This is a genomic window from Photobacterium piscicola (assembly GCF_046058925.1).
In the GTDB taxonomy this organism is placed as follows: Bacteria; Pseudomonadota; Gammaproteobacteria; order Enterobacterales; family Vibrionaceae; genus Photobacterium; species Photobacterium piscicola.
The window spans coordinates 91236-114958 of sequence record NZ_CP175534.1 but is presented as its reverse complement, the minus strand read 5'-3'; the positions used below and the strand labels follow the sequence as shown (position 1 = coordinate 114958).

Below are 23723 nucleotides of genomic sequence, written 5' to 3'. Positions count from 1 at the left end.
TATGGCTAAATCTGCACCTAAAACGACGCTGTGGGAATTTTTCCAAAGCTTAGGTAAAACCTTCATGCTTCCTGTCGCATTATTGGCGTTCTCAGGTATTTTATTGGGGATCGGTAGTTCACTGTCGAGTGCTGCTGTAAAAGAGAGCATGCCTTTTTTAGATAACACCATTTTGCAATTATTGTTTATGTGGATGACTAAAATTGGTCTAGTGGCCTTTATTTATCTACCTATTATGTTTGCGGTTGCGATTCCTCTGGGGCTTGCGCGAGAAGAAAAGGGCGTCGCTGCTTTTGCTGGCTTTGTCGGTTATTCCGCATTAAATCTTTCGATTAATTTCTATTTAACCGTTGCGGGTGTTATTGGCGATCCAACGGCAGAAAAAGCGTATGGGGTTAAGTCAATTCTTGGGGTTGAATCGATTGATACTGGTATTTTAGGGGCGGTCATTGTCGGTATTATCGTTGCTAAACTGCATGCACGTTTTTATACCTATAAGATGCCGGATGCATTGGCTTTCTTTGGGGGGGCGCGTTTTGTTCCTATCATTTCAACTTTAGTCTTGGGTGTGGTTGGTTTAGTCGTTCCTGTGGTGTGGCCATATTTCGCGATGGGTATTACTGGTATTGGTAACTTGATTTCTCATGCTGGTCCGTTTGGTCCATTCTTATTTGGTACTGGTGAACGCTTGTTGTTACCTTTTGGTTTGCATCATGTTTTAGTTGCTTTAGTACGTTTTACTGAGGCGGGTGGTTCGTTAGAAGTGTGTGGTAAAACGGTCAGTGGTGCGCTGAATATTTTCTATTCAGAACTAGCATGTCCAACGTCTCAAGGCTTCTCTGGCTCTGCAACTGCCTTTTTATCACAAGGTAAAATGCCGGTCTTCTTAGGGGGGTTACCTGGTGCAGCTTTAGCGATGTACCATTGTGCGCGCCTTGAGAATCGTAGCAAGGTTAAAGCATTATTATTATCAGGTGTGATTGCTTGTATTATTGGTGGTATCACCGAGCCATTAGAATTTTTGTTCCTGTTTGTTGCTCCTGCGTTGTATGTCGTGCATGCGATTTTAACTGGAGTTGGCTTTATGGTGATGGGCTTGCTTGGGGTAACGATTGGTAATACTGATGGTAATATCATCGACTTCTTAATTTTTGGTGTGCTACAAGGCACGGCAACAAAGTGGTATTTAGTGCCGTTAGTTGCTGCGATTTGGTTTGTGGTTTATTACAGCGTGTTCCGCTTTGCAATTACGCGTTTTAATCTTAAAACGCCAGGGCGTGAAGTTGAAACTGAAGCAGCATTGGCCTTTGCTGTAACGGGTGAAAAAACCACCGGCTATAAAGGCGATATAATTTTAGCGGCATTAGGCGGGGCTGATAATTTAGTCTCGTTAGATAACTGTATTACGCGGTTACGCTTATCGGTTAATGATATGAGTTTAGTCAATGATGCTGTTCTAAAGGCTAATGGTGCTTTAGGGGTGGTTAAGCTTGATGAACATAACTTACAAGTGGTGATTGGGCCACAGGTTCATATGGTTAAAAACGAAATTCAAGGACTGCTACCTGTTAGCGCATAACGTAACGAGCGGAGCTTAACGCTCCGCTTTTTTTTGACATTTTTTAAGGTTACTTGCGAGGTTGTTATGTTTGATTTTTCTACGCCTGTGAATCGCTACGGTACTTATTGTACGCAATGGGACTATGTGGCTGATCGTTTTGGTAGCGATGATTTATTACCCTTCACGATTTCTGATATGGATTTTGCTGTTGCGCCGTGTATTCAACAAGCGTTAACGACACGGTTAGCTCATGGCGTGTTTGGCTATAGTCGTTGGAACCATCATGATTTTAAGTCTGCTATTACAGGATGGTTTTCTCATCGTTATCATACTGAAATAAATCCTGATCATATTGTTTATGGACCATCGGTTATTTATATTATTTCGCAGCTGGTACAGCAGTGGACTGAAACTGGCGATGGTATTTTAGTTCATACTCCTGCTTATGATGCCTTTGCGAATATGATTCAGGCCAACCAACGGCAGTTGCTCACTAGTCCATTACTGAAAACTCATCGTGGTGGTTACGAGATTGATTGGCCACAGTTTGAGGCGCAAGCTGCACGTGCTGAGTGTAAGGTCTTGCTATTGTGTAGTCCTCAAAACCCGACAGGGCGGGTGTGGACACGGGCTGAACTTAGTCGTATGGCGCAGATCTGCCAGTTGCATCAAGTGAAAGTCATTTCTGATGATATCCATATGGATATGGCTTTTAATGAGTATATTCCATGGCCAGCAGTAGCAATGGATGATAATTGGGCATTAGTATCTTCAGGCTCCAAGTCATTTAATATTCCTGCATTAACAGGTGCCTATGCCTTTATTGCGGATTCTGTGGTTTGTGAGCGTTATTTAATCCAATTGAAAGCTGCACATGGTTTATCGTCACCGTCTATTTTAGGTGTTATTGGGCATATAGCGGCCTATAACGATGGTGAGGAGTGGCTAGAGAGCTTGAAAGAATATCTACAAGCGAATTTACACTATGTGGCACAGCAGCTTGAATACGCGTTTCCTGAGCTTAACTACTGCGTACCGCAAGGAACCTATTTGGCATGGATTGATTTACGTCCTCTTAATGTTGATATGGATGCATTACAGCATTTATTAATTAATGAGTACCGCGTTGCGATTATGCGTGGTGATACTTATGGCGTGGAAGGAATTGGGCATGTGCGTTTAAATGTTGGATGCCCACGTAGCAAGGTGGAAATTGGTGTACAAGCGCTGGTCGCTGCATTACATCAACTGGTAAAGCGTTAATTGTTGTTATTGATATTTAATGTTATTGAGACGATGACCTTGTTAAGGCAAGTTACGTTGCAGTAGTGAGTGCGGCCAATAACGTATAATTGGCTGCACTTCTATATCCTGAGTGAATACATATTTAGGCGGGTACGATATAATTAAGCACACTTTTATGTACTAAGTGAAGATTAATTATGCGCAAATGCAGTAAGTGTCAGTCTTATGATATTGACAGAAAACATCGAAAATTCTTCCAACGTTTGTTTATTAAACGTGTCACCATTTGTAATGAATGCGGTCATATCCATAAAGACTTTAAGTATACGTTTTTAAATAAATCAGATAACTAAATTTTGAGCCTGATATATTTTAAGCCGTATGCGCATTTTTTATTGTTATAAATCGCTGTTGTACAGGGATCATTTTATTTATATGAATGGCGTTTTTATCAAATGATAAAAATAAATGTTAATGTCGAGAGGGGCTTAACGCTCTATTGATGATTAAATGGCATTATTTGCACCAAACAACACCGCCATTATTATGCAACTTGTTTTACTTTGAGTGTATTTGAAGTATGCTTTACGTTGTATATTGTGATGTTAAAGGGGTGAATGTGAGTCAATGCAATAACTGTCAATCATATGATATTGAAAGAATACACCGCAAATTTTACCAGCGCCTTTTTATTCGACGTATTGTTCAGTGTCGCCAATGTGATTATGTGCAGAAATTTTTCAAATATGCGTATTGAAATTAAATATAGCTAGTGTGTTTTTCCTTCTATAATGAAAAAGCCCATTTCATCATCACGATGAAATGGGCTTTTTTACAATCATTAAACCAGTGTGGTTTAGTTCATGCCGTATTTCTTTAGTTTCTTACGTAGCGTACCACGGTTGATACCCATCATGGTTGCAGCACGTGTTTGGTTACCACGAGTGTATTGCATGATAGTGTCTAGTAGTGGTTGTTCAACTTCTGCAAGCACAAGCTCGTACAGATCGTCGACTTCCTGACCATTTAATTGAGCAAGGTAGTTTTTAAGGGATGCCTTCACTGAATCACGTAATGGTTTCTGTGTGATTTGGTCTTGTGAAGTTACAGTTGTTACTGTTAACGCTTCGGAAGTCAGATTTTGTTCGAACATAATTCTGTAAGCTCTTCTAGTATTTATGCAACGTTTTCGAAGTAGCCTTGCAGCGCATCGATTTGCTGTTGAGCATTCTCGAGTGCGTTGAAGGTCCGGCGGAAATCACCTGCAGGTGCATGTTCTTTCAAGTACCAAGACACGTGTTTACGTGCAATGCGTAATCCTAGGTAATCACCATAAAATTGGTGAAGTGCCTTAACATGCCCCAACATAATTTCGCTAACTTCATCAATTGACGGCGCAGCGAGGTGTTCACCGGTTGTTAAGTAATGATGGATTTCTCTAAAAATCCACGGCTTTCCTTGTGCAGGTCGGCCAATCATCAGAGCATCGGCACCCGTATAATCGAGTACAAAGCGTGCTTTCTCCGGGCTATCGATATCACCGTTAGCGATAACTGGGATCGAGATGGCTTGTTTCACCGCTCTAATGTAGTCATATTCCGCTTCACCTTTGTACATACAAGCTTTGGTACGTCCATGAAGGGCGAGGGCTTGTATGCCGCATTGTTCGGCGAGTTTGGCTATGTTGACACAGTTCCTGTTGTCCAGATCCCAACCGGTACGGGTTTTAAGCGTCACGGGAACATCTACTGCGTCCACGACTGTACGAAGAATATCTTCGATAAGATTGGGATACTGCAATAGCGCAGAACCTGCTAATCGTTTATTTACTTTCTTGGCTGGGCATCCCATGTTGATATCGATGATTTGCGCACCGTTCTCAACACTGAATTGCGCAGCTTCGGCCATCAATTTTGGATCAGCCCCTGCTATCTGAACCGAGCGAATCCCTGATTCACCTTCATGAACCATACGATTGAGCGATTTAGACGTTTTCCAGAGATCTGGATTCGACGACATCATCTCGCTAACAGCCATGCCTGCACCGTAGCGAAGGCATAATTCACGAAATGGCCGATCGGTCACACCCGCCATTGGCGCGACTATCAGTTGGTTTTTAAGTTGATATGGACCGATATGCAAAATGTCTCTACCTGACTGTGCCAGTAAGGGCGCGCATTTTACGCATTTTTTACGCTGCTGAAAAGGCCAATAATTGAGCATGATGATTTTGTTTGTCAAAATCGCATGATTTTCAATCAATTGACCCGTTAAATTAATTAATAATAATCAACAGCAGCAACCAATTACCGTAATTTTTATGCTTTATGACCCGAGATACGACACCACTCTTCGCGTGCCATTACTGGATCTAATGTGATTTCATCGCTGTAGTAAGTCGCAACATCTTCAGCTTGGCTTTCAAGCACACCTGAAATTGCTAGGTCACCACCATTTTTTACCAAGCTCTTAATCACTGGTGATAATTCACGCAATGGGCCGGCTAGAATGTTAGCAACTACCACATCGGCTTGAATACCTTGTGGTTGATCTTGTGGCAGATATAGCTCTAGATTATCTGAAACACCATTGCGTTCAGCATTATCACGAGAGGCTAAAATAGCTTGTGGATCGATATCAATACCAATCACTTTTGCAGCGCCTAATTTCAGTGCGGCAATGGCTAAAATACCAGAACCACAACCAAAATCGATGATGGTTTTACCGGTTAGATCTTGACCGTCTAGCCACTCAAGACACAATGATGTGGTTGGGTGAGTACCTGTACCAAATGCTAAACCTGGGTCTAACAGTACATTAACGGCTTCTGGTTCTGGTGCTTCACGCCAGCTTGGACAGATCCATAAACGACGACCAAAACGCATTGGGTGGAAGTTATCCATCCATTCACGTTCCCAATCTTTATCTTCTAACTGCTCGATTTTATATGCAAAATCATCAGCAATAAGTGGGCTGTTTTTTAGCATGTTCAGCACGAAATCCATGTCGGCTTCAGCATCATACAAACCAATCACATCAGTATCGCCCCATAGGCGGGTTTCGCCTGGCATTGGCTCGAAAACTGGCGTGTCTTGTGCGTCAAGGAAAGTGGCAGATAGAGCACCAGTCTCTTCCATTAGCATGTCGCCAATTGCTTCTGCATTCTCTGCAGTAGCGTTCAGTTTAATTTGAATCCAAGGCATGGTTTATTCGCTTATTTTGTGACTACTTGAACATAGGGGGCGCAGTTTAGCATGAAATTTCACCAATCCCCATTAGCAGATGCTAAACAACCGATAAAAAAAGAGAGAGCCGATTGGCTCTCTCTGGTTAATTTACGGCTATGTTGGTGTAATTACCGATGAAATATTAGTTAACCTTGATGGGTTTCAATTTATTTGGGCGAACATAACTGCCGATGATAAATGCGAGTAAACCAATAATTAATGTGGGAACAATTGCATGCATCCCCCCCATATCAGGCTTGCCTAATGATAGCGCTAGATAGGTTGTTAATCCGACAATCATTGAAGCAAAGGCACCCGTTGCTGAGGCTTTTTCCCAATAAAGGCCGAGTACTAATGGCCACAGGAATACTGCCTGTAAACTACCAAACGCCAATAAATTGAGCCAGATAATCATATTGGGCGGGTTCATTGCTGCCACAAACACCAGTGCCGAAAAAATAGCAGTTACCCATAACGATAATTTAGGTAGCTTGGTTTCAGCGGCTTCACCTTCAGCAATCTTAGGATTGATATAATTAATATATAAATCTTTAAGTAAGGTTGCTGACGCTTGAATTAATTGAGAGTCAATGGTCGACATAATAGCCGCCATCGGTCCGGCTAAAAAAATCCCCGCAACCGCTGGTGGCAATACTGTCACCATTAAGGTTGGCATGATTTGGTCTGGACTGGCGATATTAGGCACAATGGCACGGCCGAGTGCGCCAGCTAAGTGCATACCGAACATTAATAGGGCAACCATGATAGTGCTGATTACCATGCCTTTATGCAGTGAACGGCTGTCTTTGTAAGACATACAACGAACTGCGGCGTGAGGTAAACCTATTACGCCAAAACAGACTAAAATCCAAAAGCTCAGCATAAAAGGTTGGCTTAAAAAATGCTGAGGTCCGTAAGGAGAGACTAATGCTGGATCAATACTGTGTAGTTTGGTGACGAGTGCACCAATACTGCCGCCCGTGTGAACGATCCCGACTAGCAGCGCGATCGTACCAATGATCATCATGATCCCTTGAATGGTATCGGTCATGACGACTGCGCGAAAGCCACCAATGGTGGTATAGAGCCCAACCGTGATCGCAAATAGCATTAAACCATGAGTATAAGATAGCCCTGTAACGGTTTGTAGTAAGCGTGCTCCGCCAACAAATTGCACCACCATGGTGCCAAAAAAGGCCAATAATAATGATAAAGAGGCGAAAATCACTACGCCTTTGTGTTGGTAGCGAGCATATAAAATATCATTGAGGGTTAACGCATTGTGACGGCGAGATTCAATGGCAAATTTTTTACCAAGCACACCTAATGTTAACCATGCTGCAGGGAGTTGGATCATGGCGAGTAATACCCACCCTAGGCCCATTTTATAAGCGGCTCCTGGTCCACCAATAAAAGTACTGGCACTGGCATAGGTTGCCGCTAGGGTCATAGCGAGAACAAAACCGCCCATACTGCGGCCACCGACGAGATATTCAGTTAAGAAGTTCCCTTTACCTTGAAAACGGCGAGTATAGAGTGCAACGCCAAAAACAGCGGCTAAATACAGTACTAAAGGAATGATAAGTTGGCTATTCATGTGGTTTATCGTCTGTTATTTCAAGAGGGAGATCACGGTAAATAAATTTCACCATCAAGGCACACAGGATGGTAAAAACAATTGGGCCGACAATGCATGACAGTAAAAACCACAATGGGAAACCAAAATAAAGGGTTGGCATACTGAGATCATTGATAGCGGGGGCAAACCCATAGGCGGAAACATACCACCAAAGAAAATAAGCTAACGCGAGTCCTATCGCCCAGTACGCTTCTTTATGTGCTTGGCGGTAGCGGGCAGAAAGCGTTTTCATGCGGTTTCTCCAGTTATTATTGATAAAGAATCTACTACTGAAGGATGAGGATCAGTGGTAGCGGTCAAAAAAGGGGGCTATTGTGGCAAAAGATAGGGGTTTATGCCACGCCTAGAACGCCAACCAATAAGGGATGGCAGCGTTAAAAATAAAAAAGGCCACCCTTAGGCAGCCTTTTGATGTCATATAACGTTATTACTGTAAACCAAGCTTCTTCTCAAGGTAGTGGATGTTAGCGCCACCTTTTTGGAAGTTCTCATCAGCCATAATATCTTGCTGAAGCGGAATATTGGTTTTAATACCATCAATGATCATTTCACTTAATGCATTACGCATACGTGAGATAGCCACATCACGGTTTTCACCATAAGCGATTAACTTACCAATCATTGAATCATAGTAAGGCGGTACAGTATAACCAGTATAGATGTGAGATTCCCAACGAATACCCATACCACCTGGAGAGTGGAAACGTGTGATCGTACCTGGGCAAGGTAGGAAGCGCTCAGGATCTTCTGCGTTAATTCGACATTCAACCGCGTGACCTCGAATTTGAATATCTTTTTGGCTAAATGACAATGGTTGACCTGCCGCAATACGTAATTGCTCTTTAATCAGATCAACACCGGTTACCATTTCAGTCACTGGGTGTTCAACTTGAATACGGGTGTTCATTTCAATGAAGTAGAATTCACCGTTTTCATATAGGAACTCAAATGTACCTGCGCCACGGTAATTGATTTCTAAACATGCACGTGTACAACGTTCACCGATGTATTTACGCATTTCTTCAGTGATGCCAGGTGCAGGTGCTTCTTCAACTACTTTTTGGTGGCGACGTTGCATTGAACAGTCACGTTCGCCTAAGTGAATTGCGCCACCTTGGCCGTCAGCAAGAACTTGAACTTCGATATGACGTGGGTTTTCAAGGTATTTTTCCATGTAAACCATGTCATTATTAAAGCAAGATTTTGCTTCTGCACGAGTCATCGCAATCGCTTCAGTCAGTTCTTTTTCAGAACGAACTACACGCATACCACGACCACCGCCGCCACCAGAGGCTTTAATGATAACTGGGTAACCAATACGCTTAGCGAAAGATTTATTTTTCGCTTCATCGTCATCAAGTGGGCCGTCAGAACCGGGAACACAAGGTACACCGGCTTTTTTCATGGCGTTAATTGCTGAAACTTTATCACCCATTAGACGAATAGTTTCTGCTTTAGGGCCAACAAAAATAAAACCTGAACGTTCTACTTGCTCTGCAAAATCTGCATTTTCAGACAGGAAACCGTAACCTGGGTGAATCGCTACTGCGCCAGTGATTTCTGCCGCACTGATAATGCGAGGAATATTAAGGTAGCTATCAATACCACGAGCAGGACCAATACAAACAGATTCATCTGCTAATAGTACGTGCTTAAGATCACGGTCAGCGGTTGAGTGAACCGCAACGGTTTTAATACCTAGTTCTTTACATGCGCGAAGAATTCGAAGTGCAATTTCACCTCGGTTCGCAATTACTAATTTATCTAACATAGCCAGGAGCCTCGATTACTCGATGATTACAAGCGGTTGGTCGAATTCAATTGCATCGCCTTCTTGAGCAAGAATTGCAACGATTTTACCTGCTTTGTCTGCTTGAATTTGGTTCATCATCTTCATTGCTTCAACGATACATAGTGTATCGCCAATGTTGATTGATTGACCGACTTCAATGAAGTTCTTTGCTTCTGGGCTTGGTGCACGGTAGAAAGTACCTACCATTGGTGAAAGCACTTTATGACCAGGTGCAACAACAGGTGCTTCTGGTGCTTGGAATGATGCAGGAGCTTCTGCTACAGGTGCTGCTTGAACAGGTGCCGCCATAGGAGCAACAGCATATTGTTGTGGCATAGCAGTGACGGGAACACTACGACTGATTCGAACAGATTCTTCACCTTCAGAAATCTCTAGCTCTGCAATACCAGATTCTTCAACCAGTTCAATTAGCTTCTTAATTTTACGAATGTCCATTATTTTTCTCTTTATATATTGTTCAGTTAGCTATCTGCATGCAGGCGATTAATCGCTGCCTGTAGGGCGAATTCATAACCGTCAGGGCCAAGGCCACAAATCACGCCTACCGCTTTATCCGATAAGTAAGAGTGATGACGAAAAGGTTCACGTGCGTGAACGTTAGATAAATGTACTTCAATAAACGGAATAGCAACCCCAAGTAAGGCATCACGAATAGCAACGCTAGTGTGAGTGAAAGCTGCTGGGTTTATAATAATGAAATCCACGTTAGCGTAGGCTTGGTGAATCGCATCAATTAACTCGTGTTCCGCATTTGATTGAATGTGTTCTAATGCCACGCCTAAATCGACGGCTTTGGTCGTTAATTTCTGAACCAGTTGCGTGAGTGTTTGCTGGCCATAATGTTCAGGCTCACGCAGACCTAATAAATTTAGGTTGGGTCCATTAATCAGTAAAATTCGTTTAATGGTTGGCATCTTGAGGTCTCATCACTTGTTTATGAGGTTAAACTCGAACAACTTGTGGCTATCTACAAGTTGACTTCCATGTGTCCGTTTTTTTACTACCAAACATTAATTGTGAACCAATTATAGAGAATTCAACGCAAATCGCAGCAAAATACTGGTCTAATCACCACTTTTTGCGCGAACAGGTGTAAGCCGTTGTAAGAATGTTAGTAGATGTTAATACGTTTATCCTACGTCAATGTAACGTAACTAAGTGCAAGAATTTAGTAATAAAACTGTGTTTTCGTCAGTTATTATTACGGTGTGATAATTGGGCTTAAAAAAGATCATTAATAAGCTTATTTAATGAGGCTTTTTTAAAAAATATTATCAATATCGAATAGGTTAACGCGATATTTTAGCGTTAACTAGCTTATCCTAAGCTGAATTCGATTTAAATTATCATTAATAACTGCATAAAAAAAGACCACAGTTGCGGTCTTTTGATCTTAGTTAGATTGCTTTTTTAGGGATAAGCACGATTTAGAATAATTGTTGTTTTTCTGCTATCAGTTTATCAACCACACTTGGATCTGCGAGTGTTGATGTATCCCCTAGAGATCCAGTATCTCCGGTTGCTATTTTGCGTAGAATTCGGCGCATAATTTTACCAGAGCGAGTTTTAGGTAATGAATCTGTCCAGTGAAGAAAATCAGGAGTAGCAATTGGCCCTATTTCTTTACGTACCCAATCTTTAACTTGTTTATGTAATTCAGCACTTGGATATTCACCATCATTAAGGGTGATATACGCGTAAATCGCTTGACCTTTGATGGCATGAGGGACGCCGACGATCGCCGCTTCTGCTATTTTATCAAAAGCGACTAAAGCCGATTCAATCTCAGCGGTTCCCATACGGTGACCTGAAATATTTAGCACATCATCAACTCGACCTGTGATCCAATAGTAACCATCTTCATCACGTCGAGCGCCATCACCAGAGAAATACATTCCGGGAAAGGTTGAGAAGTAGGTTTGTTCAAACCGTTCGTGATCACCCCATAATGTACGCATTTGTCCCGGCCATGAATCGGTCATTACAAGGTTACCGTCAGTCGCACCGTCAAGGATATTACCGACGTTATCAACTAATGCTGGTTGTACACCAAAAAATGGTCGCGTTGCTGAGCCTGGTTTAAGTGTCGTTGCACCAGGTAGTGGGCTGATAAGAATGCCGCCAGTTTCTGTTTGCCACCAGGTGTCAACAATCGGGCAACGGCTATCACCAATGGTACGGTGATACCATTCCCATGCTTCTGGGTTAATTGGCTCACCGACAGATCCCATGATCCGTAATGATGAACGGTGAGTTCCTGTAATCGCTTCATCACCTTTTGCCATTAACGCGCGAATTGCAGTGGGGGCAGTATAGAGGATGTTGACTTGATGTTTATCAACCACTTCACTCATTCGGCTAGTGGATGGATAATTCGGTACACCTTCAAATAAAACCGTGGTCGCGCCATTGGCAAGAGGGCCATAAACCAAATAGCTGTGACCTGTGATCCAGCCAACATCGGCAGTACACCAATAGACTTCACCGGGTTGGTAGTCAAAAACATATTTAAAGGTCATGGTGGCATAAACCAGATAGCCACCTGTGGTGTGCAACACGCCTTTAGGCTTACCTGTTGAACCGGAGGTGTAGAGAATAAACAGTGGGTCTTCAGCATTCATTGGCTCAGGTGCGCAGTGATTAGAAGCGACAGCTGTTGCTTGATGCCACCACACATCACGTTCACTGTGCCATTCAATGTCACCACCAGTGCGTTGAAAGACCACTACTTTTTCAACGCTGGTAACCAATGGATTAGCGAGAGCATCATCAACATTTTGTTTTAAAGGAACGGCTCGCCCACCACGCACCCCTTCATCAGCGGTGATCACAACTTTTGCATTAGAATCAATAATACGACCAGCGAGGGCTTCAGGGGAAAAACCACCAAAGACAATAGTATGTACCGCGCCAATACGAGTACATGCCAGCATGGCAACCGCAGCTTCTGCGACCATTGGCATGTAAAGGCATACAACATCACCTTTACGTACCCCTTGGCTTTTAAGGGCGTTAGCAAATTGGCAGACTTGTTGGTAAAGATCATTATAGGTTAGGGTGGCATCATCATTAGGATCATCGCCTTCCCAAATAATCGCCGCTTGATCGCCACGATCAGCAAGATGGCGATCAATACAATTGGCTGAAACGTTAAGTTCACCATCTTCAAACCATTTTATGCTGACATGACCACTATCAAATGAGGTGTTTTTCACTTTGGTGTATGGGGTGATCCAATCAATGATTTGACCATGCTGACGCCAGAAGCCTTGAGGGTTAATCGTTGATTGTTGGTACATCTCACGATATTGGTCGTGGTTGATATGGGCGTTATTCACTATTGCATTATCAACTGGATAAATATGAACCTCACTCATCCCTGTTCTCCTTGAGTTTTTTCCCTTACTGGGGTGATGGTCGTGATATTGAATAACCACCGTTTTAAGTGATATTAATGGTTAAAGTGGAGGATTCTCACGGTCTCGACAATTAGACTTTAGGATGAGATCACGGTGTAATTTGATGAGCTTATGCTGTTGCACGTGGGTTACATTGTATTTTGTGCACTGCTTATGCCATTAACTGAATAATGGATTGATATTGAGTGTGATCGCTGTCGCAATTAGGTTGCGAATATTTGTTATTTTAGAGTAAACATCACTGAACCATTGCGGCGTTGTGGTTAATTTACGGCATAATAGAGCGGTTTTTCATCTACCACACTTTGAGATTTATTATGTTTAAAAGTAAGCCTTATGGCTGGACATCCCAATATCTATTGGGATTTTTCTTTTCTTATGGGGTCTATTTACCCTTTTGGGCGATTTGGTTTAAACATATAGGGGTCGATGATTCTGATATTGGCTTGTTACTAGGCTTAGGTTTTGCTGTGCGTTGTATTGCTAATTTAGTGATTACACCACGGATCCATAAAGTCGAACATTTAATTCCAGCCTTACGTGGCTTTACGTTACTAGGGTTAGTGGCATGTATTATTTATATTGTGTGTGGTGGTAACCTCTGGGCTCTGGCAGCCGTCACGGTGTTGTTTAATTTATCTGCTGGTCCTATCGTACCTATCTCTGATGCAATAACAAACCACTATGCTAAAGAAGGCCATTTAGATTATGGACGTACCCGTTTATGGGGGTCTATTGCCTTTATTGCAGGCTCTACCGTTGTCGGCATTCTCGCGCAACGTTATGGGGCTGATATTATTCCTTGGGTTGCATTAGCAGGCTTAGGTTTCGCACAATTAATGGCAGCCCGTAACCCTGCGGTGATGCCTGTTGATGTTGATAGCCATCAGCAAACACGTCCTGCATTAATGAATATTTTACGTGATAGTTCAGTGATTAAATTAATGCTAATTGCAGCATTATTGCAGGGGAGCCATGCAGCATATTATGGTTTTAGTTCGATTTATTGGCAGAAAATAGGCTTTAATGAATCGGTGATTGGTTACTTATGGAGTTTTAGTGTTGCCGCTGAAGTCGGCATGTTTCTGGTAAGTAAGCGCTTATTTGCTAACTGGTCTATTAATAATATGTTCCGTTTAGCTGCTGTGGGCGTGTTAGTACGTTGGGGCCTAACGGCGACCATTACTGATCAATGGGCAATGTTTGCGGTGCAGTCATTACACAGCGTGACATTTGCTGCGGCTCACTTAGCCGCAATTCGTTATATCGAGCGTTCACCTAGCAATCATATGGTGGCACTACAGTCATTGTATAATGCGATTCCGCTAGGGGCGGTGATGGCAATTCTAACCTCAATCAGTGGTTGGGTTTATGGTGATTGGGGGGCTGATGTGTTCTGGGTCATGGCCGTTATGGCTGTGCCTGTATTCTTCATCCGTTTACCATTACCAGGTAAGCAGCCACAGACACTTACACCACAAATGAATCAAGCCTAAGTACACGCTTGTAAGTCCAATCTAAATAGTAATAACGAGCGCATCCTTTAATGGATGCGCTTTTTTTATTGCTAAAAATACCGCTAGTGGCCGCTGAAAATACATCTTCGCTTCATTTTTGTGACCGATCTCAATTGAGCCAAGGTTAATAACTCCGTTACAGTGGTACAAGGACAATGAAGGAAGATTGAGAATGGATGCACAAATTACTGTAAGGGAGCTTGAACTCTTAGCAGCAAGGTTTGTTGGACGTAAACGTATTCAACACGCTTTTGCTCAATTTTCCAAGCAGCAACAATGTCAGCTTGTTGCTGAACAGCAAGCATCACCTGCAATGATTTCACATACAGAACAAGTGCTAGCATCTGTTTTTGGTGAGCTATCGGCAAAGTTGGTGCTTACTTCTGCATTGCAAGGCCGTGACATGCAATTAGAGGATGTGGCAACCATTGTTGATGAAGCGTCTGAGATATTTGATTTTAGTCGTGGTTTATTACAAGGCGCAATTGAACATATTAGTCAGGGCATCGCTGTGGTTGATAACCAATTACGGCTGGTGGCATGGAATCAACGTTACCTTGAGTTATTTTCATTTCCGATTGGATTAATTCAGGTAGGACGTCCGATTGCTGACGTGATTCGGCATAATGCCAATCAAGGGTTGTGTGGTAGTGGCGATTCGGAACTGCATGTTGCCAAGCGAATTCAGCATCTACAACAAAGAACTCCGCATACTTCATCCCGAGTTCGTGCTGATGGACAGGTTATTGAGGTTCAAGGTAATCCAATGCCAAATGGTGGCTTTGTAATGAGTTTTAGTGATATTACGGCGTTTCGCCAAGCTGAAATGGCATTAAAAGAATCAAATGAAAACCTAGAAGCGCGAGTAAAAAAACGCACGCAACAATTAGAACAATTAAATCAGCAATTGGTTGTTGCAACTCAACAGGCAGAATCTCAAGCGCATTCTAAAAGCCGATTCTTAGCTGCGGTCAGCCATGATTTAATGCAACCGCTTAACGCCGCTCGATTATTTTCATCATCACTCGTTGAGGTAAGTTCTGATCCACAAAGTGCTCGTCTCGCGGCTCATATCACTAGTGCGTTAAGCGCTGCTGAAGATTTGATTGGCGATCTATTAGATGTTTCACGCCTAGAAGCCGGTAAGCTGGAAGCTCACGTTATGCCACTACGAGTCAGTGATGTATTGAGTGTATTACAAGCTGAATTTGGTGTATTAGCTCAACAACAGCAGATCGATTTTAGCGTGGTGATGAGTGAGGCGGTGATCCTTTCGGACAGTAAATTACTTCGGCGAGTATTACAAAATTTTCTAACTAATGCTTTTCGCTATAACCCTAAAGGACGGGTTTTATTAGGTGTACGTCGTCAAGGTGAACGGATTTTAATTGAGGTTTGGGATAATGGTCCGGGTATCGAGCGTGAGAAGCAGGCTGATATATTTGATGAATTTACCCGCATGGATCAGACGGAGGCTGAACACGGTTTAGGATTAGGGCTTGCGATTGCTCGTGGAATATCTCGTGTATTACACCATCCATTAGGGCTACGGTCATGGCCGCAGCAAGGCACTGTCTTTTCTTTATCTGTACCACGAACCACAGCATCAATCTTGCCTCTATCTGCAATGGTATCACCGTCAGCATCGAGCTCGTCATTAGGTGGATTGAAGGTACTTTGTATTGATAATGAACCTGAGATTCTAGATGCGATGATGACGCTATTAGAATTGTGGCATTGTGAGGTACGTATTGCCGAGAATAAAATACAGACTCTAACGTTATTAGCTGAGGGTTGGCAGCCTGAGGTGATCATCAGTGATTATCATCTTGCAAAGCACCAAACAGGATTAGAAATATTACAACTATGCCGATCTCAACTTAAACTCCCTTTTAAAGGTGTCTTGATTAGTGCTGATAGGCTAACTGAAAAACAAGCATTGATTCGTCAACAAGGGTTTAGTTTTTTAAGTAAGCCGGTTAAGGCACTTAAATTACGGGCGATATTAAATCAATGTTTGCTGAGTAAGCGTGTTAAGTGTTGATGATAAATACCGGTAATGACGCTCACATTAGAGCGTCATTAGGTCAGTGGATAAAAGTGAGATCAATGGCGGCATTGGTGAGTATTATTGGGCGAGTGAATGAAGTTCTAATTGTTGTAATAAGATCACCGCCTGAGTGCGATTTTTAACGTCAAGTTTTCGAAAAATAGCGGTTAGATGTGCTTTGATTGTTGCCTCTGAGACATTGAGATCATAGGCAATTTGTTTGTTGAGTAAGCCTTCTGTCAGCATGGTTAATACTTTATATTGCTGTGGGGTTAACGTCGCAATTTTAGTGGGTAACTGCTGGTGGATATAATGGGTGTCATTGAGGGTTGTCGGAAAGTAAGGTTCACCATTAATGATTTGTTTTAAGGCATTTAGCAATACCTGCATATCACTCGATTTAGGGATAAAACCAAATGCACCATGGTTATAAACTTGCTGCACAACTTCCGTTTCCTCACTCGCTGAAATAACCACAATAGCCAGTTCTGGGTACTGTTGTCGTAACTGGATCAGACCTGATATGCCATTAGATCCCGGCATCTTGAGGTCGAGTAACAGTAAGTCGATATCCTTCGTTTTCTCTAATAGTGAAAATAACGAATTCTGCGAATCAGCTTCTAGGAGGTGGGTATCACTGATGGCCATATGAATCGACTGCAAGAGAGCGTTACGAAACAAGGGATGATCATCGGCGATAACAATGGTGTATTGAACGTCCATAGTTGAGCCTATTTCTTATTATTAGTGTTTTACGCTAACATTTCAGTAACAAAGGCGCAATTTACTCACCGTTGAGATTGGATCTTGATCATGCTTGAGTACGCGCTTTTGTAATTTGAGGGGTTATTGCGCATGGTTTTGTGAGGCTGATGAGGGTGTGGGGAAAATGATCGCTTGTTGTAAATGACGACTAAAACTATCGGCATTAATAAAACCATTTATTTTTACTTGTGGTAATGGATTTCCTTGTGTATCCCAGAATAATAAACTGGGAAAACCAATTACGTTAAGGTGATGCATTAATGCAATATCAGCACGGGTATTGGCCGTAACATTGGCTTTCAAGCGCGTGAATTTTTTGAGTTGAGGAATAACATTTGCAGCAGGGAATGTCTGTTGAGTTAAAGCTATACAGGGCGAGCACCATTCTGCATAAACATCGAGTAGTACTGGACGTTGTTGTTGAGTGGCTACTTTAAGTGCCTGTTTGAGTTCAGAGATTGAATTAACGGCTGTAAAGGTAAGTATAACGGGGTTTGGTTTACTATTAAGTAAGTAGCCACTCACTATGGTTATGGCTGTTATGATTAATATCACTAAGACATGTTTTGTTTTAATATTTGCCACCCAATAACATCCTTATTGTCGTTGGTTTGGTTATACGTAAGCACATATGACCTTATCATCAGTTTAGCAATGATTTATGACCTGCAAAAAAAAAGCTGCTCGAAAGCAGCTTTTTAATCATTCATTATTAATAGCCAATTATAAAATAAAGCTACCAAACAAGAAGCCTAAAGCCACTGATGTCGAAATAGTAACAACCCCAGGAACAAAGAATGGGTGGTTAAAGACCAAATTACCAATTCTCGTTGAGCCGGTGTCATCCATCTCTACTGCCGCGAGTAGCGTTGGGTAAGTCGGTAATACAAACAGTGCACTAACAGCCGCAAAAGAAGCCACCATAGTTAATGGTGCTACGCCAATAGCAAGAGCCGCTGGCATTAATGCTGTTGTGGTTGCGCCTTGTGAATAAAGTAACATTGAAGCAAAGAATAGAATTAATGCTAGCATCCAAGGGTGGCTACTTAATAGTGAACCCGCCACTTCTTTAATACCATCAACGTGCGCATTTACGAACGTCGCGCCAAGCCATGCCACACCAAGTACACAAATACAAGCTGTCATGCCAGAACGGAATGTTGGTGCTGATGGAATTTCAGCTGCATCAATTTTAGTTACCCATACTGTTACCGCAGCAGATGTTAACATCACGGCGATGATCGCTTCGTTACGACCCAGTGTTGGATCGGTAATTAAACCGATAGAGTGAGAGATAGCTGCGGCATAACAAACCACAAGTACAATTGCAGTAATAAAGATATAGGTCGCTTTGCGTGCGGTTGGTTTAATCTCACGTTTACCTTTTTGCTCAATGTTAACTAAGCCTTTTGCTAAACGATCTTGATAAACGGGATCATCTTTTAGTTCACAACCCATAAAGTTAGCGACAAAAGCGCCGACCATACAAGCAATAAAGGTTGTTGGAATACAAATAGCAAGTAGAGTTATGTAACTCACACCCACAGGTTCAAGGATACCAGAGAAGAACACCACAGCTGCAGAAATAGGTGAAGCAGTGATCGCGATCTGTGATGCAATAACGGCAATAGAAAGGGGACGTGAAGGGCGAATGCCTTGGCCTTTAGCTACTTCGGCAATAACAGGAAGTGTTGAAAAAGCCGTGTGTCCAGTACCTGCTAATACTGTCATCAAATAAGTAACGATAGGTGCATAGAAAGTGATGCGTTTAGGGTGTTTTCGAAGGAAGTTTTCAGCAATTTCTACTAGCCAATCCATACCACCGGCAACTTGCATTGCTGCAATAGCGGTGATTACTGACATGATAATAAGAATAACATCGATAGGGATTAATGATTCACTGGTGGGCATACCAAAAACGAGTGATAACACCAACACACCAGCACCGCCGGCAAAACCGATACCAATACCGCCAATTCTCGAACCTAAATAAATAAAGCCCAGAACGACCAAGAGTTCAATTCCAGTCATAGAATTTTTCCTGTCTAAAGTTTAAAAGATAAAAATCAAAAAGAGGATTTAGTTGCAAAAAAAAAGCGGATAATCAAGTGACAATCCGCTGGTATTCTCAGGCGTTAACGTGTTTAGTTATAACGTTTAGCTTTATATTGAGGATGCATTAAGTTCTCGATAGAGAAGATATCATCTAATTGCTCTTCAGTCAGCAATCCACGCTCAAGCACGACTTCGCGTACGCTCTTACCTGTTTCAGCACAAATCTTACCAACAATGTCACCTTCGTGGTGGCCAATGAATGGGTTTAAGTAAGTAACGATACCGATTGAGTTAAAGACGTAGCTTTCACAAACTTCTTTATTAACAGTAATGCCTTCGATGCACTTATCACGTAGGTTGATACATGCATTTTTAAGTAGGCTAATTGACTCGAAAATCGCTTGACCAATAACGGGCTCCATTACGTTTAACTGTAATTGACCCGCTTCTGCTGCAAAAGTAATAGTGGTGTCGTTACCAATAACTTTAAAGCAAACTTGGTTAACCACTTCAGGGATAACTGGGTTTACTTTCGCTGGCATGATTGAAGAGCCCGCTTGCATTTCAGGTAGGTTAATTTCGTTTAGACCAGTACGTGGGCCTGAAGAAAGTAAACGTAAGTCGTTACAAATTTTAGATAATTTAACGGCAGTACGTTTTAGTGCGCCGTGAACCATTACGTAAGCGCCACAGTCTGATGTTGCTTCGATTAAATCTTCTGCAGCAACAACAGGTAAACCTGTAATTTCAGCAAGACGTTGAACTGATAGTTGTTGGTAACCTGTTGCTGCGTTTAGACCAGTACCGATCGCTGTTGCGCCAAGGTTAACTTCAAGTAGTAGTTGTGCTGTGTATTGAAGGTTTTTGATTTCTTCTTTTAGTAGTACGCCGTAAGCATGGAATTCTTGACCTACCGTCATAGGCACTGCGTCTTGAAGTTGAGTACGGCCCATTTTCAATACACTAGCAAATTCAGTTGCTTTAACATCAAATGCTGTTTTTAGGTAATCTAGTGCTTCTAACATGCTGATGATGCTGTTGTAAACGGCAACACGGAAACCTGTTGGGTAAGCACAGTTAGTAGATTGTGATTTGTTTACGTGATCATTTGGGTTAACGATGTCGTAACGACCTTTCTCTTCACCCATGATTTCAAGTGCAAGGTTAGCAATAACTTCGTTGGTGTTCATGTTGACTGATGTGCCAGCACCACCTTGGAAAACGTCTGATGGGAATTGATCCATGCAACGGCCGCTTTCAAGAATAAGATCACAGGCTTGAACAATGTAATTACCAATGTCAGAAGGAATAGCGCCAAGCTCTTTGTTGGCCATTGCTGCTGCTTTTTTGGTGAAAACCATACCACGTACAAATTCAGGAACATCAGAAATTGTTGTGTTAGAAATATTGAAGTTCTCAATTGCGCGTAGAGTATGAATACCCCAGTAAGCATCTGCAGGAACATGGCGTTCGCCAAGTAAATCTTCTTCTATACGAGTTGCGACATTGATTGTTGCTTTATTTTTTTCAAGATCAATCATCTGAGACATAATATAGCCCTTTGCAAAACTTCATAATTAAAATCAATAAGTAAGCCAACAGTTGTAGCGATAATCCATTGTCGCAAAGTTGTGGCGAGATGATCATACCTGACACCTTAATTGGTGCCGATAATACTCCCCTCAACCGCTAAAAACATAATCCAGATCACTTTTTACGAGGGCTTGTTAATCTTTGCACAGAAACGCGATCTCTTTCACACTTTCTGTTAACAGTAGCGCGTCATTTTACACGTAAAATGAATAAAAATGACAAGATGTGAACAAATTGTAGGTGTGGCTTTGTATTTTTTGGAACCAACTCAAATTGTGTTTTTGTTGCATTTGTTAACATATTTGAAGTGAAGAATGAAATTTGTCATGAGTAATTAAACGGATAATCAGGTAATGTCTATGGTAGAGCATCAGCATAAAATCATTTAAAGATAAGGGGCGGGGTGTGTTTCCACTACTAATGTTACTGTTTATTGTGGTGCCAATGGTTGAAATTGGCTTATTCATTCAAGTGGGTGGCTTATTGGGATTATGGCCAACAATAGCCATTGTTTTTTTTACCGCAGTGATTGGCGCTTCGTTAGTGAGAAGCCAAGGTATTGCGACGTTAACGTCGGTTCAAAACAAGTTGCAACAAGGCGAAATGCCAACCCAAGAAATTGTCGAAGGGATGTTGCTTGCGGTTGCGGGTGTTTTATTATTAACACCTGGATTTATGACTGATGCGTTAGGTTTAGTTTTATTATTGCCGCCGTCACGGGCTAAAGTAGCACAATTATTAATGCAAAAAGTCACGTTAAAAAGTAACTTTACTCATTTTGGTGGCGGTTTTTCACATCATCGTCATTCAAATGATGCTGCTAATGGTGATGTATTTGATGGTGAATATGAGCGCACAGATAATCATGATAATAACAATTCCCAGCATCGTTTACCGTAGCCGCAACATTAAATAAACAAATATAGTATTAATAAAAAAGCAGCCATGGCTGCTTTTTTTTATTCATGCTATTCATATTAATTAAGCAAGTGATAGCTGTTTTTTTCGTAGTTTTCGAGCATATAAATAAGCACCAATGCCGCTGATCATATTGGCGATGGCGATACCAATAAAGAGCCCTTTGGTACCATAAAGATGACTGCCAAACCATGCGAGAGGCACTAATAACACAAAGAGTCGTAATAGATTCCAGCATAGAGCATTAATGGTTTTGTGTAGCGCATTGAGGGCGCTAATTAGCAACATACAAATTGCCTGTAATCCATAACTTGCAGGCACCACTAATAAGTAATGCCACAGCTGATTTTGAACCATGGCATCTTTTGAAAAAAGTGCAGCCAGTGGCATGCTCAGAGGCACCATTGCAACAAATACCAGTAGTTGAAATCCAATAGCAAAATGCATTGCGGCAAATAATGCACTAAATGCGCGCTGTGGCTTTTGTGCGCCTAAGTTTTGTGCCATAAAAGGCATTAATGCAGAGCTAAGTGCCATCATGACTATCACTAATAATGATTCAACTCGCATTGCTGCGCCATAAGCGGCCACCGAAGCTGTGCTTTGGCTTGCTAGCATCGCCATTAATAAGGCGCCAGAAAGTGGATTTAGGGCTGTCGATAAACCAGCAGGTACACCAATGTGTAATATTTGCTGCCAATCGCTTTTTAATGCATGCCATTGCGGAACAATCAGTAATTTTTCGCGGTTATAAAGCAGATGTAGTGAAACAATAAGCGCAAACACCCAACTTATGCCACTGGCAATAGCAGCACCTTTTACACCTAAAGCAGGAACCGGACCATAACCAAAGATCAATAATGGATCTAATAAGCCGTTCATGACCCCCGCGATCACCATGATCTTGGCGGGACTTTTGGCATCGCCAGTGGCACGAATAGCACTATTGCCAGCCATCGGGATCACCAGTAATGGGATCGCGATGTACCACACTGTCATATATTGTTCGATAATGGGCAATAACTCAGCTGACGCACCCATTAAAGTAAATAACGGTTTAATAGTGAGCAAACCGATAATCGATCCTATGATCATCAACAATAGACTCAGTAACAATCCGTGATTGGTTATACGTGCGGCACTGTGATTATCACCTTGACCAAGCATGCGTCCAATACTGGTTGATATGCCAACGTTCATTCCCATAGTGATACAGTTCAAGCCAAAAGTGACGGGAAAGGTAAAACTGACGGCGGCGAGTGCATTGGTACCCAATCGTGAAATGAAGAAAGTATCAACTAAGTTGAACATTAAAATCGCGATCATGCCAAACACCATTGGCACGGTTAAACGTCGTAATGCGTCATGAATGGGAGCCGATAATAATCCATGTTTATCTGACTTGGGTAATGTTGCCATAATGGTCTCAAAATAAGGATGCCTGCATACCCTAATGCAAAGTGTGTGATCGGGCAAAATTTCTCAAATAAATAACAAAAAAAAGCGCTCTTAACCTTGGGATTTAGAAATTAGACCCAACATCTTAACCATATAGAAAGTCATACAAGTGAGTGCTTGTGGGCTTCAAATCATGGACATTACCTTAATTATCAGGAGAGACGACCAATGAACATTCGTCCTTTACACGACCGAGTTATCGTTGAACGCCAAGAAGTTGAATCTAAGTCTGCCGGTGGCATCGTGTTAACTGGTTCTGCGGCTGAAAAATCTACTCGCGGTAAAATCCTTGCTGTAGGTAAAGGTCGCATTCTAGAAAATGGCACCGTACAACCACTAGATGTACAAGTGGGCGACGTGGTTATTTTTGCAGAAGGCTACGGCACTAAGACTGAAAAAATTGACGGTAAAGAAGTTCTTATCATGTCTGAAAATGACATTATGGCAATCGTTGAATAATCCG

General features: G+C 42.1%; 19 protein-coding genes and 1 pseudogene. 6 read left to right on the top strand and 14 right to left on the bottom strand.

Features of this window, described 5'->3' with window-relative positions:
- Position 1 precedes the first annotated feature (1 nt).
- Both malX and ACJZU6_RS00560 read left to right on the top strand, forming a co-directional pair.
- Complete coding sequence (gene malX / locus ACJZU6_RS00565) at positions 2-1579, top strand: maltose/glucose-specific PTS transporter subunit IIBC (protein ID WP_080158702.1); 1578 nt, start codon at positions 2-4, stop codon at positions 1577-1579.
- 66 nt (positions 1580-1645) lie between these two features.
- A complete protein-coding gene (locus ACJZU6_RS00560) occupies positions 1646-2824 on the top strand; it encodes a MalY/PatB family protein (RefSeq protein WP_408900511.1) in 1179 nt (392 codons plus the stop codon).
- An 838-nt stretch (positions 2825-3662) separates the two neighbouring features.
- On the opposite strand, the gene fis is transcribed toward ACJZU6_RS00560, so the two are convergent.
- The 9 genes from fis to acs form a co-directional block, all read right to left on the bottom strand.
- Positions 3663-3959, bottom strand: coding sequence for a DNA-binding transcriptional regulator Fis (gene fis / locus ACJZU6_RS00555; RefSeq protein WP_005372656.1), 297 nt, complete (start codon positions 3957-3959; stop codon positions 3663-3665).
- A gap of 23 nt (positions 3960-3982) precedes the next feature.
- Entirely contained in the window at positions 3983-4948 is a 966-nt protein-coding gene (gene dusB / locus ACJZU6_RS00550) for a tRNA dihydrouridine synthase DusB (protein ID WP_080158722.1), read from the bottom strand.
- Between the two features lie 176 nt (positions 4949-5124).
- Positions 5125-6009: a 50S ribosomal protein L11 methyltransferase gene (prmA, locus tag ACJZU6_RS00545; protein WP_080158700.1), complete on the bottom strand. Its 885-nt coding sequence runs from the start codon at positions 6007-6009 to the stop codon at positions 5125-5127.
- A gap of 166 nt (positions 6010-6175) precedes the next feature.
- Positions 6176-7630 (bottom strand): sodium/pantothenate symporter, encoded by a 1455-nt coding sequence (gene panF / locus ACJZU6_RS00540; protein WP_080158699.1) that lies wholly within the window; start codon positions 7628-7630, stop codon positions 6176-6178.
- A complete protein-coding gene (locus tag ACJZU6_RS00535) occupies positions 7623-7904 on the bottom strand; it encodes a YhdT family protein (RefSeq protein WP_080158698.1) in 282 nt (93 codons plus the stop codon). The genes panF and ACJZU6_RS00535 overlap by 8 nt, the downstream gene beginning before the upstream one ends.
- 195 nt (positions 7905-8099) lie before the next feature.
- Positions 8100-9443 (bottom strand): acetyl-CoA carboxylase biotin carboxylase subunit, encoded by a 1344-nt coding sequence (gene accC / locus ACJZU6_RS00530; RefSeq protein WP_080158697.1) that lies wholly within the window; start codon positions 9441-9443, stop codon positions 8100-8102.
- 15 nt (positions 9444-9458) lie between these two features.
- Complete coding sequence (gene accB / locus ACJZU6_RS00525) at positions 9459-9920, bottom strand: acetyl-CoA carboxylase biotin carboxyl carrier protein (RefSeq protein WP_080158696.1); 462 nt, start codon at positions 9918-9920, stop codon at positions 9459-9461.
- 26 nt (positions 9921-9946) lie between these two features.
- Complete coding sequence (aroQ, locus tag ACJZU6_RS00520) at positions 9947-10399, bottom strand: type II 3-dehydroquinate dehydratase (protein WP_080158695.1); 453 nt, start codon at positions 10397-10399, stop codon at positions 9947-9949.
- Between the two features lie 513 nt (positions 10400-10912).
- On the bottom strand, positions 10913-12862 hold the full coding sequence (acs, locus tag ACJZU6_RS00515) for an acetate--CoA ligase (RefSeq protein WP_408900510.1): 1950 nt from the start codon (positions 12860-12862) through the stop codon (positions 10913-10915).
- A 359-nt stretch (positions 12863-13221) separates the two neighbouring features.
- Between acs and ACJZU6_RS00510 the strand changes: the two genes are divergently transcribed.
- Both ACJZU6_RS00510 and ACJZU6_RS00505 read left to right on the top strand, forming a co-directional pair.
- On the top strand, positions 13222-14400 hold the full coding sequence (locus tag ACJZU6_RS00510; protein WP_408900509.1) for a 3-phenylpropionate MFS transporter: 1179 nt from the start codon (positions 13222-13224) through the stop codon (positions 14398-14400).
- A gap of 199 nt (positions 14401-14599) precedes the next feature.
- A pseudogene (locus ACJZU6_RS00505) lies at positions 14600-16465 on the top strand (PAS-domain containing protein); the annotation flags it as partial.
- A gap of 84 nt (positions 16466-16549) precedes the next feature.
- Here ACJZU6_RS00505 and ACJZU6_RS00500 read toward each other — a convergent pair.
- The 4 genes from ACJZU6_RS00500 to aspA form a co-directional block, all read right to left on the bottom strand.
- Positions 16550-17194 carry a response regulator transcription factor gene (locus ACJZU6_RS00500; protein ID WP_080158691.1) on the bottom strand — a complete coding sequence of 215 codons (645 nt, stop codon included), beginning with the start codon at positions 17192-17194 and terminating at the stop codon, positions 16550-16552.
- Between the two features lie 123 nt (positions 17195-17317).
- A complete protein-coding gene (locus ACJZU6_RS00495) occupies positions 17318-17821 on the bottom strand; it encodes a thioredoxin family protein (protein ID WP_080158690.1) in 504 nt (167 codons plus the stop codon).
- A 138-nt stretch (positions 17822-17959) separates the two neighbouring features.
- Complete coding sequence (locus ACJZU6_RS00490; protein ID WP_080158689.1) at positions 17960-19267, bottom strand: anaerobic C4-dicarboxylate transporter; 1308 nt, start codon at positions 19265-19267, stop codon at positions 17960-17962.
- 113 nt (positions 19268-19380) lie between these two features.
- Positions 19381-20841 (bottom strand): aspartate ammonia-lyase, encoded by a 1461-nt coding sequence (gene aspA, locus ACJZU6_RS00485; RefSeq protein ID WP_080158688.1) that lies wholly within the window; start codon positions 20839-20841, stop codon positions 19381-19383.
- A gap of 448 nt (positions 20842-21289) precedes the next feature.
- Between aspA and ACJZU6_RS00480 the strand changes: the two genes are divergently transcribed.
- Positions 21290-21784 carry an FxsA family protein gene (locus ACJZU6_RS00480; RefSeq protein WP_080158687.1) on the top strand — a complete coding sequence of 165 codons (495 nt, stop codon included), beginning with the start codon at positions 21290-21292 and terminating at the stop codon, positions 21782-21784.
- A gap of 81 nt (positions 21785-21865) precedes the next feature.
- Here the strand turns inward: ACJZU6_RS00480 and ACJZU6_RS00475 are convergent, their stop codons facing one another.
- On the bottom strand, positions 21866-23221 hold the full coding sequence (locus ACJZU6_RS00475) for an MATE family efflux transporter (RefSeq protein WP_408900508.1): 1356 nt from the start codon (positions 23219-23221) through the stop codon (positions 21866-21868).
- 207 nt (positions 23222-23428) lie between these two features.
- Between ACJZU6_RS00475 and ACJZU6_RS00470 the strand changes: the two genes are divergently transcribed.
- On the top strand, positions 23429-23719 hold the full coding sequence (locus ACJZU6_RS00470; RefSeq protein ID WP_036788874.1) for a co-chaperone GroES: 291 nt from the start codon (positions 23429-23431) through the stop codon (positions 23717-23719).
- Positions 23720-23723 lie beyond the last annotated feature (4 nt).